This window comes from Agrobacterium vaccinii (genome assembly GCF_021310995.1).
Lineage (GTDB): Bacteria > Pseudomonadota > Alphaproteobacteria > Rhizobiales > Rhizobiaceae > Agrobacterium > Agrobacterium vaccinii.
Map to the genome: position 1 here is coordinate 2,240,253 of NZ_CP054150.1, position 17,990 is coordinate 2,258,242.

The 17,990-nt window shown below is 56.2% G+C and carries 10 protein-coding genes; 5 read left to right on the forward strand and 5 right to left on the reverse strand.

Going from position 1 to position 17,990, the window contains the following annotated elements; all coding sequences use genetic code 11:
* Positions 1–86 precede the first annotated feature (86 nt).
* Positions 87–1,649: a DEAD/DEAH box helicase gene (locus HRR99_RS11120; protein ID WP_111837749.1), complete on the reverse strand. Its 1,563-nt coding sequence runs from the start codon at positions 1,647–1,649 to the stop codon at positions 87–89.
* 508 nt (positions 1,650–2,157) lie between these two features.
* Between HRR99_RS11120 and HRR99_RS11125 the strand changes: the two genes are divergently transcribed.
* Positions 2,158–5,778 carry a response regulator gene (locus HRR99_RS11125; protein ID WP_233121719.1) on the forward strand — a complete coding sequence of 1,207 codons (3,621 nt, stop codon included), beginning with the start codon at positions 2,158–2,160 and terminating at the stop codon, positions 5,776–5,778.
* A 57-nt stretch (positions 5,779–5,835) separates the two neighbouring features.
* Here HRR99_RS11125 and HRR99_RS11130 read toward each other — a convergent pair whose 3' ends face one another.
* From HRR99_RS11130 to HRR99_RS11145, 4 genes are all read right to left on the reverse strand, one after another.
* Positions 5,836–6,225, reverse strand: a complete 390-nt coding sequence (locus HRR99_RS11130) for a DoxX family protein (RefSeq protein WP_111837747.1) — start codon at positions 6,223–6,225, stop codon at positions 5,836–5,838.
* Positions 6,226–6,419: 194 nt separating this feature from the next.
* The gene (locus HRR99_RS11135) at positions 6,420–7,616 is read right to left on the reverse strand and encodes an MFS transporter (protein ID WP_233121720.1); all 1,197 of its coding nucleotides are present in this window, start codon (positions 7,614–7,616) and stop codon (positions 6,420–6,422) included.
* A 32-nt stretch (positions 7,617–7,648) separates the two neighbouring features.
* The gene (locus HRR99_RS11140) at positions 7,649–8,446 is read right to left on the reverse strand and encodes a class II glutamine amidotransferase (RefSeq protein WP_233121721.1); all 798 of its coding nucleotides are present in this window, start codon (positions 8,444–8,446) and stop codon (positions 7,649–7,651) included.
* A gap of 65 nt (positions 8,447–8,511) precedes the next feature.
* On the reverse strand, positions 8,512–9,132 hold the full coding sequence (locus tag HRR99_RS11145; RefSeq protein ID WP_111837745.1) for a L,D-transpeptidase: 621 nt from the start codon (positions 9,130–9,132) through the stop codon (positions 8,512–8,514).
* 375 nt (positions 9,133–9,507) lie between these two features.
* Here HRR99_RS11145 and HRR99_RS11150 point away from each other — a divergent pair, with 375 nt between their 5' ends.
* The 4 genes from HRR99_RS11150 (at position 9,508) to HRR99_RS11165 (ending at position 17,790) form a co-directional block, all read left to right on the forward strand.
* Positions 9,508–10,917, forward strand: a complete 1,410-nt coding sequence (locus tag HRR99_RS11150; RefSeq protein WP_233121723.1) for a circularly permuted type 2 ATP-grasp protein — start codon at positions 9,508–9,510, stop codon at positions 10,915–10,917.
* Positions 10,918–10,920: 3 nt separating this feature from the next.
* Positions 10,921–11,862 (forward strand): alpha-E domain-containing protein, encoded by a 942-nt coding sequence (locus HRR99_RS11155; protein ID WP_111837744.1) that lies wholly within the window; start codon positions 10,921–10,923, stop codon positions 11,860–11,862.
* Positions 11,863–11,886: 24 nt separating this feature from the next.
* Positions 11,887–12,708, forward strand: coding sequence for a transglutaminase family protein (locus HRR99_RS11160; protein WP_233121725.1), 822 nt, complete (start codon positions 11,887–11,889; stop codon positions 12,706–12,708).
* 834 nt (positions 12,709–13,542) lie between these two features.
* On the forward strand, positions 13,543–17,790 hold the full coding sequence (locus HRR99_RS11165; RefSeq protein ID WP_233121727.1) for a beta strand repeat-containing protein: 4,248 nt from the start codon (positions 13,543–13,545) through the stop codon (positions 17,788–17,790).
* Positions 17,791–17,990: the final 200 nt, after the last annotated feature.

Genomic DNA, 17,990 nt, shown 5'->3' on the forward strand with positions numbered 1-17,990 from the left:
TTCGAAGAAAAGCGGAAATGCTCTAGTCCCGAACGAAAAACGCCCGGATTTGCATCCGGGCGTTTTTCATTTCAGATCAGAACCGATCAACCGCGCTTGCGGCCACGACCGGCATTACCGGCAGGACGACCCTGACCGGCAGGGGCAAAGGAGCCAGCCTTACGTGCCGGACGACCCTGACCACCGCGATGGTTGCGGTTGCCAGCAGGCTTGCCAGCAGCAGCGGCAGCGCCTTCGGTCTTCGGACGCTTGAAGTCGGACGTCACTTCCAGATCGTTGTCACGCTCTACAGGTGCAAACTCGCCGGCACGCTGGCCACGGAAGTCGCCGTTGCGGCGTCCGCCGTCACGAGGACCGCCTTCGCGATGACCACCGTCACGGGGGCCACGTGCAGGACGGTCGCCATGGGCGCGTTCGCCACGTTCACCACCCTGACGACGCGGACCGTTGGCATTGGCGCGATTGCCACCGTTGCCGCCACGGTTGTTGTTGCCGCGCGATGGGCTTGCCAGACCTTCAGGACGTTCGCCCGAAAGGACCGGAATTTCGATCTTCATCAGCTTTTCGATGTCGTGCAGCAGACGGGTTTCGTCCGGTGCGCAGAACGCGATAGCGATGCCATCACGACCCGCACGCGCCGTACGACCGATGCGGTGAACATAGGCGTCGGCCACTTCCGGCAGATCGTAGTTGAAGACGTGCGTCACGGCAGGAATATCGATGCCGCGTGCTGCCACGTCGGTTGCGACCAGAACCTGAACTTCGCCGTCCTTGAAGCCCTTGAGCGCACGCTCGCGCTGACCCTGGCTCTTGTTGCCATGGATCGACTGGACCTTGAAGCCGATGTGCTCCAGATGCTTGGACAGCTTTTCAGCGCCATGCTTGGTGCGCAGGAACACGATGGCGCGGCCATCCGGGTTGTCTGTCAGCGACTTCTTCAGAAGTTCTGTCTTGTCGTTCTTGCCAGCAACGAAGTGAACATACTGTTCGACCTTGTCGGCGGCCTTGCCCGGAGGCGTGACCTGAACGGTAACAGGGTTGGTCAGGTAGCTGCCTGCGAGGTCGGCGATTGCCTTCGGCATGGTTGCCGAGAACAGAAGAGTCTGGCGGCCAGCAGGCACCATTCTGGAAATCTTGCGCAGGTCATGAATAAAGCCGAGATCCAGCATCTGGTCGGCTTCGTCAAGCACGAGATACGTGACCTTGGACAAGGAAATCGCGTTGCGTGCGATGAGGTCGAGCAGACGGCCAGGCGTGGCAACCAGAATATCTGTGCCCTTTTCCAGCTGTAGCTGCTGCTTGTTGATGGACGCGCCACCAACGACCTGATTGATCTTCAGATGCGTCTTGCGCACGAAACCACGCAGGCTCTCGCCGATCTGGTTTACCAACTCGCGCGTTGGCGCAAGGATAAGCGTTCGGGTCGTGCGGTTTGCCGGACGGTCGGGCTGCTTCAAAAGCATTTCGATAATGGGAAGGCCGAAAGCGGCGGTCTTGCCGGTACCGGTCTGTGCAAGGCCGATCATGTCGCGGCCTTCGAGAAGAAGAGGAATAGCCTTTTCCTGAATAGGAGTAGGCGTTGTGTAACCGAGCTGGGTGACACCGGCCACGATTTTTTCGGAGAGGCCGAGTTCGCTAAAACTGGTCAATAGTATACCTTTCGGGGCGCCAAAACGCTTGCATCCGGATCAGCCTTGCTGTCCGGTTGTCTTGGCGTCAAGAACCCCGCGTGAATTGGGAACTTGTGGGTTGGAATGACTTTCTGCGCTTCAGTGCGGCGCGTACGCCGTCTCCTGTATCAATGCGCTTTTCCCTCATGCGTCATCGTTTTTGTTTGACGCTGCAGCTCACGCGGCTGCCTAAGGGTGAAAGCTTGATGGGGGATGTGGTCTTTTTGGCAGGGAAAGTCAAGTGAATGTTTCTGGGCATGCTCGTCAAACATGCCCAGTTGACGAAACGGGCGATGTGCTGTGCCGTGTCAAAACACTAACAAATGGTGAAAAACTATAGTTAAAAAGCTCTTGATATCTCGTCCAGCTCATAGCCAAGTTCATCATTCTACAATAGTTTCCGATCTACAAGAAAACGTAGATAGACGCGCTGATTCTATTGCGTTTCGTAGCAACGACGGAGACTATTTTGGTTGAGGGAGGTGGATTGCTTGAAAAAGCGCGTGAAGGCGTTCTATCGCTGGATCTGCCCGCCTGCATCAAAGATAGCCAGCTTCGATATGTCTGCGTGAATGAAGCCTATGCCCGCTTCGCCGGTCGCACGCCGTCTGACTTTACGGATAAAACCACCCGCCAATTGCTTGAGACCGCCGACGACCACGAACGCGAGGACAAGGAAAGGCGCTGTCTGGTATTTGCAACGGAAGAGATTGCCGCGTGCAAGAGCCACTTTCGCGATGAAACACACGGTTTGAAATGCGAGCGCTTCGAGACCGAAGACGGCGCCCTGTTTTTATATGAGGTCTTTGAGACAAGACCGTCTGCCGCCGTTGACCGATCCGCCGATGAACCCGCAACGCTGATCGACACCAGCATTCTCGACCTTCTGGATGTAGCAGTCGCGGTCTATGCCGCCGACAACCGGCTGCTCTATTCGAACGAGCGGTTCGAGAACCTCTATGCTGATTTGAACCTGAACTGGCAACCGGGCCTGCGCCTTGAAGACATCGCTTTGGCATTCTACGACCGCTGTTTAATGGCGGGAGAGCCTGATGGCGAAAGAGTAGCTAAGCGGAAAATCTGGTTTGAGGAAAGGCTTGCAGAAATCAGCAAACCTTATTCCGAATTCATCGACGAAATTCCTGACGGTCGCTCCATCCGCTTCATCAACAAGCGCCTGGAAAACGGCATGCTCGTGGCTCTGCGCATCGATATTACCGATGCCAGAACGCAGGAAATGCTGATGGAAAAGCACACGCGCGAGAACTGGCTGTTCCGGGAAGCGCTGGAGCGCCTGCCGGTTTCCGTCTTCATGCTGGATAGCAAGCGCCGCCTCACCTATGCCAATGCCTCCTACGAAGCGTTCTGGGGCGAGCCCAGAGAAAAGTTCTACGGGCTGACGGAAGAGGAACTCTTCGTCCATGAAGGCGAACGGTTCAGAGGCGAAAACGCCCATGTTCTGGAAACCGGCGAGGCACTAGAGAGAGCCGAAGACATCACGCTGAATGACGGCACGGTCGTTCCGACTCTTGTCAGGGTGGGCCGCATCATCAGCCCCGCCAATGAGCCCTACTTGGTCGGCTCGGTCACCGACACGACCCTTTTGATGCAGCAGAGCCAGGACCTGCTTGCCGCCCGTAACGACGCCGAAAGACTGCACGCCGAAGTCGAGTCCATTCTCCAGTCGCTGCCCGTTGGCGTCATGCTGCTGGGGCCTGACCTCACCATCGAATACGCCAACAAATCCTTCTATGACCTGTGGGAAGTCACCGAGCAGATCGATCTTGTCGGCCAGCCTTACCGCCGCTATTTCGAAATGGGCTATGAAAGTGGCAAATATGATTTCGGTGATACCAGCTTCGAGGATGCCTATCGTGACCGCGTCAAACGGCTGAGCCTCGTCGAGGGTTACACGTCGAGAGAGGTCGAGAGCAAGGCTGACAAGTTCACCATCCTGTCCAAGCGACGCATCGCCGGGGACAAGATTCTCATCACCTTCGCCGATAGCACCGCCGTACGCGCGCGGGATCGGGAGATCAGCACCACGCGTCAGGAATTGCAGCGCGTCGGCGAATATATGCAGGATGCGACGCGCGTCATGGCGCAGGGTTTGGCGCTGATCCAGAACGGCAAGTTCATCATGTCGAACGAGGCGATATCGCGCATGTTCGACGTCGCGCCCGAGTTGGTAGCCCCCGGAAAAAGCTGGATGGGCTTTTTTAATTTTTGCGCTGAGCGTGGCGATCTCGGTGACGAGACAGAGACAGCATCAGCCCGCACGCAATTGATGGACAAACTCGCTTCCGGCCAGCCGTTTTCCCGATCCGTACATGTGAACAAGACACGCTGGCTGAACGTGGAATCGACCATGGGCGCCGGTGAATATTGGCTGATCATCGTCACCGACATCACCGATATGAAGCAGCGCGAGGCGGAACTTGAGGGCCTACTCGCCCGCGCTGAAGCTGCCGACAGGGCGAAATCCGAGTTTCTGGCCAATATGAGCCATGAAATACGCACACCGATGAATGGCGTACTGGGCATGGCAGAACTGCTGGCCAAATCCCAACTCGACACGCGGCAGCGGACATTTACCGATGTCATCGTCAAATCCGGCAATGCGCTTTTGACGATCATTAACGATATCCTCGACTTCTCCAAGATCGACGCCGGTCAGATGACGCTGCGCAACACGCCTTTCGACGCTGCCGAGGCAGTGGAAGACGTAGCATCCCTGCTGTCCTCACAGGCGCTGGAAAAAAACATCGAACTCATCGTCCGGGTCGATCCGTCGTTGAAGCAGATCGTCAGCGGCGATGCCGGTCGCTTCAGGCAGATCGCAACCAATCTCATCGGCAACGCCATCAAGTTTACCGAAACAGGCCATGTCCTGATCGAGCTTTCCGGCGAGAGGGCAGACGACAGCGAACTCATGCTGATCCTGTGCGTCAGGGATACCGGCATCGGCATTGCGCAGCATGAACTGGACCGCATATTCGAAAAGTTCAGTCAGGCTGATGCATCGTCCACGCGCAGACATGAAGGCACAGGTCTCGGACTTGCGATAACGGTCGGTCTGGCCGGGCTTTTCGGCGGCAAGGTGGATGTGGAGAGCATCGTCGGTCAAGGCTCCACCTTCACCGTCACCCTGCCCTTGCGTGTGGTTGAAGAACGGAGCGAACAGGCGATCTCACCGACCGACATGAGGAATGTCAGCGTTCTGGTCATCGACGACAATGCCATCAACAGGCAAATCCTGATCGAGCAATTGACGCGCTGGGGTATCGACAGCCACGCAGCGGAAAGCGGCAACGCCGGTCTCGCCATTCTGGAAGAGGCAGCCCGGATCGGCTTTAGTATCGACGCCGTTGTTCTGGATTACCACATGCCCGAGATGGACGGCATGCAGGTGGCCGCAAAGATCAGAGCCGACGCCCGCCTTGATGGCACAGCAATCATTTTCCTGACGTCGATGGACGCCGTCAACACCGAACGCGACATCCAGTTCGACGCCCATCTGATGAAACCAGTGCGAGCACGGCTTTTGCGAAAAACGCTGACGGATGTGGTCCGAACATCGCGATCAAAGCGCGCGGTTCCACACCGGCCAGATGCGACGGCTGCACAAACGCTTCCCGCACCCGCGGTCAGATCGACGCCCCATACGCCGCAGCCAAAAACAAAGACAAGGCCCACGTCGTTGGACGTGCTGATTGCCGAGGACAACGACGTCAACCAGATCGTTTTCACGCAAATCCTGCAACAGACCGATCTTCGCTTTCGGATCGTCGCCAACGGCAAGAAAGCCGTCGAGGCGTGGAGTGAGGACAATCCGTCCATCGTCCTAATGGATGTGTCCATGCCTGTGATGAACGGACATCAGGCAACGCAGGCCATTCGTGCGGAAGAAGACCGGCTGGAAACGGGTGCGCGCGTGCCGATCATCGGCGTCACCGCCCATGCGCAGGACAGCGACCGTGACCTGTGCCTCGCCGCCGGTATGGACGACTATCTGTCAAAGCCCATCAGCCCGGAACTGCTGCAAGCCAAGATCGACAAATGGTTGATGAGGGTCCCAGACAAGGCGCGAGACCTGAAATCCAATTAAAAACGCCGCCTGAGAAGCTCTCAAGCGGCGTCGGCAACTTTGTCTGCGCGGCGATAATTACCGGCGATTTCCATCCACGGAAAAAGCACCCGGGCCTGCAAAGACCAGATACAGGAAGATGAAGCAAAACAGGATGGCGCCGTCGCCACCGTTCAGCACCGGGTAAAAGCTCTTCGGTGCATGTGCCATGAAGTAGGCGAAAGCCATCAGACCCGAGGCCAGAAATGCAGCCGGACGCGTGAAGAGGCCGACGAGGATCAGCACACCGCATACGGTTTCGATAATGGCGGCCGTCAGCAACATGGGAGGAAGCGAGCCTTCCATCTGGGAAGCAGGAAAGCCGAAAAGCTTCTGCGTGCCGTGTTCAATGAACAGCAGCGCAGCGATGATCCGCAGTGCAGCCAGAGCGTAGGGCTGATACCGCGACAGTTTGTCAAAAAATGCCATGTGTTTGTCCTTATGACGCAGGTTCGATCTTTTGATCGTTAAAACCTAACTTAGAAATACAACTAATCGAGATACACGGTTTGCATCCAAAAACAACATGCTCTGCGATCACTTAGAAGTGCGTGGAAAAGGCTGATCGCCCGCCCCTCCCCACGCCCGGAGAAAATCGTCGAAAACGCAACGAAAACGGCGTCTTATCTCATGCGAACATGACGGGTCAGCGACAACATTAAGGCGCAGATCAGGATGCAATAGATGCCCATCACCATGATTTGCGCGGTGAATGCCACGCCCCAGTCGATCAGCACACCGCCCAGACCAGGCCCCAGCGCCGAGGCAAAGACCATGATCGCGACGATCACAGCGCGGATCGCGCCCAGAAATTTGACGCCGTAAACTTCCGGCCAAAGGCTGCCGAAAAGTGTGAGCGAAAATCCGTCCGAAATTCCATAGAGCACCATGAACGCGAAAACGACCCATGGCGCATCGATGACGCTGAGCAGGACACAGCCGATACCAAAGGGAATGAGATAGAAAGGCAACAGGCGGAGCGCTGAAAACCTATCGACGAGATAGCCGGAGAGCAACGAATTGGTCACGGCAACCACGGCGTAAATCAGAAACGCCGACGCGAATGTCTCGACCGGCCAGCCCTTGGATTGCGACAGATGCACCTGATGGAAGAAAATCGTGTTGCTGATAAAGGCGGGCGGCAGCATTCCCAGCATCAGGCCGTAAAAATACGGATCGCGCAGCACCTCACCGCGCGTCCAGTGTCTGGTAACAGCAGCTTTCTGAGAGACTGCCACCGGGGTTGGTATGCGCTCGTGCTTGATGAGCGAAAGAAGCGGGATCAGCAGAACAAGCATGAAGACCGCCACCGCGACCCAGAGATTTCGCCATCCGAACGCGGCGATGCCCGCCACCGCCAGCAGCGGCAACATCGCCTGCCCCGCATTCAGGCCCAGCGCCGATATCGACACGGCACGGCCACGTTCGGCTGCAAACCAGCGCCCTATAGTCGTATAGGCAGTGTGGACCATCATGCCTTGCCCGAACAGACGCAGAAGAAACAGACCGAGAATGAGCACCGCAAGAGACGTGGCTTGCGACAACAGGATGGCGCCAAGCGCGAGTGCAATGGCTGTCATCGACATCACGAGGCGCAACGCCTTGGCATCCAGAAGCTTTCCCAGCCAGACGAGACTGAACGCGGATGCAAGTGTGACGCCCATATAGATGAGCCCGAATTCCCCATCTGTGAGACCAAGCTCACGCCTGATTTCACCGCCGGAAAGCGAAATGAAGAATGTCTGGCCGAAGGAGGACGCAAACAGCATCGCGAAGCCAGCACCCAGCCAGCGGATGTTATCGCGCAGAAAGAAAAGCAATTGAAGACCCTGACATTATAGGACCAGCCTGATCAGGCTATCATGCGCACCTGGGGCTGTTCCACCGGATTGAACGGCTGGAACGTTATGTCGGTCCCGACGATGGTTGCAACCGTGTTGGCGCAAATTGTTTCCCATTTTTCCGCGCCCGTTCCAAACGGTTCGGACGCAATGGCAATGCCTGCCCCCATGTTGCGCCAATACAGGGTCGGTGGCCGGTCATCGCTCGACCAGCGGAAAGCATGGATTTTGTCCCCATCCGCGTGGATGGCGCTGAAGCGAATTGGCAGGTGGAGACCTGAGCGATCAACGACATCGAGGCACAATTGAATGGTTTTGCGAAACGCCTCGATCGGATCGAGGTCGAGACCGAAGCCCGCCGCAATCAGGAACATCGCCTCGCTATCGCCATTGCCTGCCCGCGAACAATAGACCTTATCGGGGATATGCGCTTCGATAGTGCGCTTGACCTTCTCATAGTCGCCGATCTGGCCGTTATGCATGAAGAGATGGCGGCCAAAGCCGAAAGGATGGCAATTCGCCATGGAAACGCCGCCGGTTGTGGCAGAGCGAACATGGGCGAGAAACATGCTGGAGCGCAACTGGTGGCACAGCGACGTCAGGTTTCGATCAGACCACGCGGGCAAAATCCCGCGATAAATGCCAGGCTCGTCCCGATCGCCATACCAGCCGATGCCACAGCCATCGCCATTCACCACCGTTTTCGCCTCCCGCGCCGCCATCGACTGGCTGATCAGCGAGCTTTCCGGCTCGATCAGAAGGCTGTCGAGCCAGACGGGAGAGCCGGTATAGGCGAGAAAACGACACATGCTGGGCACCGTGGCGGGTTGCGATCCGGCTCTCAAAGCGCCGGATCAAGGCGTTTCTAAGATCGTTAGGCTTGCAGAACCACCACACGAGCGCCAACAGGTACGCGCTCAAAGAGATCGACGATGTCGTGGTTCAGCATGCGAATGCAGCCACTGGACATGGCGTGACCAATGGATTGCGGCTGGTTTGTGCCGTGCAGGCGGAACATCGTATCGTTGCCGCCCCGATACAGATACAAGGCGCGGGCACCAAGCGGATTGTTCGGGCCGCCCGGCATGCCGCCTGCATATTTGAGGTTCCGCTCAGGCTCACGGCGGATCATGTTTGGCGTTGGCGTCCAGCTTGGCCATTCGGCTTTGCGACCCACATAGGCATCGCCCCTCAGCGCAAGGCCCTGGCGTCCGACGCCGACGCCGTAACGCATGGCCTGACCATTGCCCATGACGTAATAAAGACGGCGAGCAGGCGTATCGACAACAACGGTGCCCGCTGGGTACGTGGTCGCATACGCGACCTGCTGACGGCGAAGCTCGGGATTGATCTTGTCCAGCGGCATGGCCTTCAGCGGAAATTTTTCATCCGGGATGGCTGCGTAGTTGTTTCTCTGCTGTGCAAAATTGGTGCTGGCGCAACCAGCAAGAAGAAGCGGCAATCCAAACAGGACACCACGGCGCGAAATAGACATGTAACCCCCGGTCGATGAATCTCTTTGTTACCAAGGAGTATAATTTTATGGTTAACAAACCTCTAATCCGCAGCATGCGACGATTAACGAAAGATCGCTTCGAGACGCGAATTGCATGCCTACTGGCGGCGTGTAAGTGGTGAAAACTTGTGCAGTCTTTAGGTTGCAATGGTCCAAACACACCTCTTCAGACAGTTTGCGGGACGCAACCTTTTGGCCCGCTGCCGCATTTTAACGCAACAAGGACCAAAACTGCTTATTTTATGTGTGTTTAGCGTCCGGGGACCGATCTAAAAAATCTGACTTGAGACGACGCATGGTTCTTGCATTGCGCTCGTCCTTGTAATCAAATGGACAAAAATGGGGAACCTAAAGTTGGCATTTGACGAAATGATAAATGCGGACTCATCGCCGCGAAGCCCATACGAAAAGTATAATGATTGGTACAGCCGGCAGGACAGATCGCACCTGATCCAGAAATCCCGGGATGCCGAAAACATATTTCGAAAGACCGGCATTACATTCGCCGTTTATGGGCATGCCGACAGCGCTGAAAAGCTCATCCCCTTCGACATCATTCCCCGCATCATCTCCGGTCGTGAATGGCGCAAGCTGGCGCAGGGTATCGAACAGCGCGTGCTGGCGCTCAACGCCTTTCTGGACGACATCTACCACAAGCAGGAAATCATTCGCGCCGGACGCATCCCCCGCGAACTGATCGAGCGCAATGAGGCGTTTCTGCCTGAAATGATCGGCTTCAAGCCGCCGGGCGGCGTTTACACGCACATTGTCGGCACGGATATCGTGCGCACTGGCGAAGACCAGTTCTACGTTCTGGAAGACAATGCCCGCACGCCTTCCGGTGTCAGCTACATGCTGGAAAACCGCGAAACCATGATGCAGATGTTCCCGGAACTGTTCCACGAGAACAAAGTGCAGCGCGTCGAAGATTATCCCTATCAGCTGCGTCAATCGCTGGCATCGCTGGCACCTCCGGGCTGCAAGGGCAAGCCGCGCGTCGCCGTGCTGACCCCTGGCATTTTCAACTCGGCCTATTACGAGCACTCCTATCTGGCAGACATGATGGGTGTGGAGCTCGTCGAAGGATCTGACCTGCGCGTCATGGATGGCAAGGTCAAGATGCGCACGACTCGGGGCTATGAGGCCATCGACGTGCTCTACCGTCGTGTTGACGACGATTTCCTCGACCCCCTCACCTTCCGCCCGGATTCGGCGCTGGGTGTTCCTGGCATCATGGATGTGTACCGTGCAGGCAACATCACCATCGCCAATGCACCGGGCACGGGAATTTCAGACGATAAGGCCATTTATTCCTATATGCCTGAGATCGTCGAGTTCTATACGGGCCGCAAACCCCTGCTGGAAAACGTGCCGACATGGCGCTGCTCCGAGCCGGACAGCCTGAAATACGTTCTCGACAATCTGGCCGATCTGGTCGTCAAGGAAGTTCACGGCTCGGGCGGCTATGGCATGCTCGTCGGCCCAACGGCGTCCAAGAGAGAACGCGCCCTGTTTGCCGACAAACTGCGTGCGCGCCCCTCGAACTACATCGCACAGCCCACACTTTCGCTTTCCACAGTGCCTATCATGGTGAAAAACGGCATCGCGCCACGCCACGTCGATCTTCGTCCCTATGTTCTCGTCTCGGACAAGGTGAAAATCATACCTGGCGGGCTGACACGCGTTGCCCTCAAGCAGGGATCACTGGTCGTGAATTCCAGCCAGGGCGGCGGCACCAAAGATACGTGGGTACTGGAGGACTAAGCCATGCTGGGAAGAACGGCGAACGGACTCTACTGGATGTTCCGCTATATCGAGCGCGCGGAAAACATTGCCCGACTGGTGGATGCAGGCATGCGCGTGTCGCTGACCCGCAGCGGCAGTGCCGACGAAGACTGGGACGGCGTGCTGCAAAGTGCTGGCGCACGCGAGGAATTTCTCCAGACCCATGAAAAGGTGACCTCGGTCGATGCCATCGATTACATGCTGCGCGACAAGGCCAACCCCTCCAGCGTCATGTCCTGCATCGAATTCGGCCGCAACAATGCACGCATGGTGCGCACCGCACTGACACGTGAAACATGGGAAGCGACCAACGAATTCTGGATTGAACTCAAGAATCTTCTTGGTCGCAAAGTAAAAGCCGCGGAATTACCTCAAGTCATCGATGTTATTAAACATCGGGCAGGACTTGTGCGCGGCGCCTTCCACGGCTCGATGCTGCGCAACGATCTCTACAACTTCTCGCGCATCGGCACCTTCATCGAACGCGCCGACAACACAGCGCGAATTCTCGATGTGAAATACTATGTCCTGCTGCCCGCTGCGGCCCAAGTCGGATCATCGCTGGACAATGCCCAATGGGAGTCGATCCTGCGCTCCGTTTCGGCCCACCGCTCCTATGGTTGGGTCTATGACGCAGAGTATAAACCGGCCAATATTGCAGACTTTCTGATTTTAAACGGAAGGATGCCAAGATCACTGGCCTACTGTTACGAAAAGATCGTCAGTAACCTTGGCCATCTCGCCGAAGACTACAGCGAGAAACATAAAGCCCACGATACCGCAGCAGCTATTCTGGCGACCTTGCAGAAAACGACGATAAATAGGGTGATGGATCAGGGATTGCACGAGTTTCTCGAGCTGTTCGTCAACAAGAACGCCCAACTGGGGCAGGAAATCACGGATGGCTACCGCTTCTATCAGTAAGCGGACGTGAGACGGGGATACGACATGCGCCTGAAGATCAATCACACGACCGAATATCTCTATGACGAGCCGGTCCCCTATTCCCTGCAACGCCTGCGGTTGACGCCTGCAAGCGGGCCGACGCAGACCGTGAAGGAATGGGAAGTCACCGTCGATGGCGCAACGCTGGAAGTGCGCTACGACGACCACTTCGGCAATCGCGTCGAACTGGTGGAAACCGAGGGCCCGCGCAGCGCCGTCAAAGTCGTTGCCCGTGGCGAAGTCGAGACCATCGACAAGGCTGGCGTCTTCGGCGCCCATGTCGGCAACGCGCCGCTGTGGTTGTTCATGCGCGAGACGCCGCTGACCAAGCCCGGCAAGCTCATCCGTGAACTCGTTCGCCAGTCTACCGGCGACACGCCGTTGGAGAGACTGCACGAGTTGATGGCACTGGTTCATCTCGAGGTCGAATACGAAACCGGTTCGACAGGCACGGAAACGACGGCGGAGCAGGCTTTGGAAGCGGGCAAAGGCGTCTGTCAGGACCACACCCACATCTTCATTTCCGCCGCCCGCCATATGGGCATGCCCGCCCGTTACGTCTCCGGCTATCTGATGATGGAAGACGTCGCAGAACAGATCGCCACCCACGCCTGGGCCGAAGCCCACGTTCCCGGTCTCGGCTGGGTGGGGTTCGATGCCGCCAACAAGCTCTGCCCTGACGAGCGTTACGTCCGCATCGCCAGCGGTCTCTCCTATCGCGACTGCGCGCCGGTTTCCGGCATGCGCGTTGGCCTTTCCGATGAAAGCCTGACGGTATCAGTCACCGTCCAACACGCCCAAAGCCAAAGTCAGTCACAAAGCTGACCATTCCCACCTGCTGACTGTCACGCCCGGCTCGCGATCCCGTGATCGCGAGCCGGTTTTTTATATCTCCACCGTTCTTCGAACGATCCAGAGTTTCACGCGCCTTTACTGCCTACATCACCAGATTATGCTTTTATTTTGGATTTTTACTGGTCCATAATTCAAGAATGGCCTCGTTAGAATCCTACTTTTCTTGAAAACCACAACTTGAAATACTTTTTATCTCTTGGAGTCCTGCGAAAACCAGCCAAACCCAAAAAAAGTCACCATCTGGGCGTTAGAGACTGTTTTTTATTTTGCGTGCAAATACAACACGCAAATACTATTAGAATGACCTGCACATGATTCGGAAATCCATCATTATGGCTCAGCTTATTTCGCACTTTAAGAATATGAGAGTAGTTTAGACTCTGTGTTAACTTTGGTAACACATGGGTCTGCCCGTCGTGTTAACCAATAATTCACACTTGGCGTACAATAGTGACGCTGTTCATGTGAGGTGTCCGTGATCGCACGATCTTGAGTGCGACGCGCGCACCGAAAGCTTCTGTCAAATGGGCTCTAGTGAACGATGGCGTAGGGACCAGACTCTCGAAGAGAGTTCTGCACGCATGATGCCCCCCGATGCGCCGGCTCTACACGAGCCATGTTCTGCTTAACATGCTGTTGTCCACAAGGACGCTCACTCGATCGACGCTACCGTCGAGCGCTTGAGACACCTTATCAATTCGCGCCTTGCGCATCCGGGGGACCGGATCAGCCCTCGTGGTTGCGCGGCAGAGAATTGATACGGCGAATGGCGCTTTGGTCAGTTATCAACGGGGGCACGTGTCCATGACTTCGATTATTTCTTCCCTTTCTGTCAAACAGATTGCCAATCTTTCAACCACCACTATGGCCAGCCTGAAAACCTCTGACGTTGCTGCCCTGAGCGCAACCCAGACTGCTGCGCTATCTTCCAAGCAGATTGCAGCACTAGACGCTGGCACGATATCCTCATTCAAGACAGACGCGATCGCTGCCATCTCGGCAAAGGCCATCGTCGGTTTGACCGTTGATCAGCTTCAGGCGGTCGCCACGAACCAAGTGTCGGTTCTGTCCGCAAGCCAGATCGTTGCAATGTATTCCAGCCAGTTGGCAGCCCTCACGACCGGTGGCATCGAAGCATTGACCTCGACACAGGTTGGTTCTCTGACAGCCGCTCAGCTTGGAACACTCGACGCTGGCGAACTCAACTCCTTCACGACGAATGAAATTGCTGCTCTTAACGTCAAGTCCCTTGCTGGCCTGACAACGGATGCGATCTCTGGTCTTACCACCAACAAGGTGGCAGTCCTCAGCACGCCTCAGGTTGCAGCACTGACAGACAAGCAACTGGCATCGATCTCTTCCGCACAGCTTGCTGCTTTCGGAACGGGTCAGATCGCTGCACTGACTGCAAAGCAGATCGTTTCCATTTCGACCGACGCCATCGTCGGACTGACAAGCAATCAGACAGCCGTGCTCAGCGCAACTCAGCTGGCAGCTATCACAACCGCACAGTTGGAAGCCTTTACCACAGCCAACATCGCAGCATTGACCTCGACACAGGTCGGCTCCCTGACAGCCGGTCAGCTCGGAACACTCGACGCTGGAGAACTCAACTCCTTCACGACGGATGAAATTGCGGCCCTCAGCGTCAAGTCGCTTGCCGGTGTAACAACGGACACGATGGCTGCTCTTGCAACCAACAAGATCGCTGCTCTCACCAACCCTCAGATCGCAACACTGACAGATAAGCAACTGGCATCGATCTCATCCGCTCAGCTTGCTGCTTTCGGAACGAGCCAGGTTGCTGCACTGACTGCAAAGCAGATCGTTTCCATTTCGACCGACGCCATCGTTGGACTGACAAGCAATCAAACAGCGGCACTCAGCGCAGCTCAGCTGGCAGCTATCACAACCGCACAGTTGGAAGCCTTCACCACAGCCAACATCGCAGCATTGACCTCGACACAGGTTGGTTCTCTGACAGCCGCTCAAATCGGAACGCTCGACGGTGGCGAACTCAACTCCTTCACGACCGATGAAATTGCTGCCCTCAGCGTCAAGTCTCTTGCCGGTGTAACAACAGACACGATGGCCGCTCTTGCAACCGACAAGATCGCTGCTCTCACCAACCCTCAGATCGCAACACTGACAGACAAGCAACTGGCATCGATCTCCTCCGCACAGCTTGCTGCTTTCGGAACGGGTCAGATCGCTGCACTGACTGCAAAGCAGATCGTTTCCGTGTCGACCGACGCCATCGTCGGACTGACAAGCAATCAGACAGCAGCGCTCAGCGCAGCTCAGCTGGCAGCTATCACAACCGCACAGTTGGAAGCCTTCACCACAGCCAACATCGCAGCGCTGACCTCGACACAGGTCGGCTCCCTGACAGCCGGTCAGCTCGGAACACTCGACGCTGGAGAACTCAACTCCTTCACGACCGATGAAATTGCTGCCCTTAACGTCAAGTCCCTTGTAGGCCTGACGACGGACACGATGGCTGCTATTGCAACCAACAAGATCGCCGCCCTCACCGCCCCTCAGGTCGCAACACTGACAACCAAACAAATCTCATCCATCACCTCGGGTCAGCTTGCTGCGCTTACAACAACACAGATCACTGCACTGACAGACAAGCAGGTTGCAGCTCTTAATTCAGAGATGTTGTCAGGCCTGAAAAGCGAGCAGGTGCAAGCCCTGAGCAACAAGCAACTCGTTGCGCTCACAACTGCACAGTTGGCAGCCTTCACGACTGGTAGCATCGAAGCATTGACCTCGACACAGGTCGGTTCTCTGACTGCCGCTCAAATCGGAACACTCGACGCTGGAGAACTCAACTCCTTCACGACGGATGAAATTGCTGCTCTTAACGTTAAGTCCCTCGCTGGCCTGACAACGGATGCGATCTCTGGTCTTACCACCAACAAGATTGCCGCCCTCAGCGCTCCTCAGGTTGCAACACTCACAGACAAGCAATTGGCATCGATCTCTTCTGCACAGCTTGCTGCTTTCGGAACGGGTCAGATCGCTGCACTGACTGCAAAGCAGATCGTTTCCGTGTCAACCGACGCCATCGTCGGACTGACAAGCAATCAGACAGCAGCGCTCAGCGCAGCTCAGCTGGCAGCGATCACAACCGCACAGTTTGAAGCTTTCACCACAGCCAACATCGCAGCGCTGACCTCGACACAGGTCGGCTCCCTGACAGCCGGTCAGCTTGGAACACTCGACGCTGGCGAACTCAACTCCTTCACGACCGATGAAATTGCTGCTCTTAACGTCAAGTCCCTTGTTGGCCTGACAACAGACACGCTGGCTGCTCTTGCAACCAACAAGATCGTTGCTCTCACCGCCCCTCAGGTCGCAACACTGACAACCAACCAAGTTGCATCCATCACCTCGGGTCAGCTTGCTGCACTTACAACAGCGCAGATCACTGCACTGACAGACAAGCAGGTTGCAGCTCTTAATTCAGAGATGTTGTCAGGCCTGAAAAGCGACCAAGTGCAAGCCCTGAGCAACAAGCAACTCGTTGCGCTCACAACTGCACAGTTGGCAGCCTTCACGACTGGTAGCATCGAAGCATTGACCTCAACGCAGGTCGGTTCTCTGACAGCCGCTCAAATCGGAACACTCGACGCTGGCGAACTCAACTCCTTCACGACCGATGAAATTGCTGCTCTTAACGTCAAGTCCCTCGCTGGCCTGACAACGGAAACACTGGCTGCTCTTGCAACCAACAAGATCGCCGCCCTCAGCGCTCCTCAGATCGCAACACTGACGGACAAGCAACTGGCATCGATCTCTTCCGCACAGCTTGCTGCTTTTGGAACGGGTCAGCTCGCTGCACTGACAGCAAAGCAGATCGTTTCCGTGTCGACCGACGCCATCGTCGGACTGACAAGCAATCAGACAGCAGCACTCAGCGCAACTCAGCTGGCGGCTATCACAACCGCACAGTTGGAAGCCTTCACCACAGCCAACATCGCAGCACTGACCTCGACACAGGTCGGCTCCCTGACTGCCGCTCAAATCGGAACACTCGACGCTGGAGAACTTAACTCCTTCACGACCGATGAAATTGCGGCCCTCAACGTCAAGTCGCTTGCTGGCCTGACAACGGAAACGCTGGCTGCTCTTGCAACCAACAAGATCGTTGCTCTCACCAACCCTCAGATTGCAACACTGACGGACAAGCAACTGGCATCGATCTCTTCCGCTCAGCTTGCTGCTTTCGGAACGAGCCAGGTTGCTGCACTGACGGCAAAGCAGATTGTTTCCGTGTCAACCGATGCTATCGTCGGACTGACAAGCAATCAGACAGCGGCGCTCAGCGCAACTCAGCTGGCGGCTATCACAACCGCACAGTTGGAAGCCTTCACTACAGCCAACATCGCAGCATTGACCTCGACACAGGTCGGTTCTCTGACAGCGGCTCAAATCGGAACACTTGATGGTGGAGAACTCAACTCCTTCACGACGGATGAAATTGCGGCTCTTAACGTTAAATCGCTTGCTGGCCTGACAACGGACACGATGGCTGCTCTTGCAACCAACAAGATCGTTGCTCTTACCAGCCCTCAGATCGCAACACTGACGGACAAGCAACTGGCATCGATCTCCTCCGCACAGCTTGCTGCTTTCGGAACGGGCCAGGTTGCTGCACTGACGGCAAAGCAGATCGTTTCACTGTCAACCGATGCTATCGTCGGGCTGACAACCACTCAGGCTGCTTCCATCAGCGCAACTCAGCTGGCGGCTCTGACAACCGCACAGCTGCAGGCCTTCACCACCGCCAACATCGCGGCGTTGACATCCACGCAGGTAGCAGTTCTGACATCTGCACAGGTCGCAACACTCGACGCTGGAGAACTCAACTCCTTCACGACCGATGAAATTGCGGCCCTCAACGTCAAGTCGCTTGCTGGCCTGACGACTGAAGCAATCATGGGCATGGAGGACACTAGGATCGACGCAATGTCGGACACTCAAAAGCAGTCGCTCAACGATGCACAGGTAGCAGCAATCATTGCCGCCTATGGCAACATCTAAGACTGAATGATACCAAGCTCAAACACGAACGGCGCGACCTAGGTCGCGCCGTTTTCTTTTTGCCCCACCTATTACAAGACACAAACGCGGCAGATCGGGTCTCGTCGAGTGACTGACATCAAGCAGACCTGAAGCACAACAAAGACGATTGGCGAAGAACATACGGAACCACGCCCCGCAACCATTTGCGGCTATCGAGG

Excerpts from the sequence above, each read along its gene's own strand:
- HRR99_RS11140 (WP_233121721.1), bottom strand. The coding sequence starts at position 8,446 with ATGTGTCGTTTTCTCGCCTATACCGGCTCTCCCGTCTGGCTCGACAGC.
- HRR99_RS11155 (WP_111837744.1), top strand. The coding sequence starts at position 10,921 with ATGCTGGGAAGAACGGCGAACGGACTCTACTGGATGTTCCGCTATATC.
- HRR99_RS11145 (WP_111837745.1), bottom strand. The coding sequence starts at position 9,132 with ATGTCTATTTCGCGCCGTGGTGTCCTGTTTGGATTGCCGCTTCTTCTT.
- HRR99_RS11160 (WP_233121725.1), top strand. The coding sequence starts at position 11,887 with ATGCGCCTGAAGATCAATCACACGACCGAATATCTCTATGACGAGCCG.
- HRR99_RS11165 (WP_233121727.1), top strand. The coding sequence starts at position 13,543 with ATGACTTCGATTATTTCTTCCCTTTCTGTCAAACAGATTGCCAATCTT.
- HRR99_RS11130 (WP_111837747.1), bottom strand. The coding sequence starts at position 6,225 with ATGGCATTTTTTGACAAACTGTCGCGGTATCAGCCCTACGCTCTGGCT.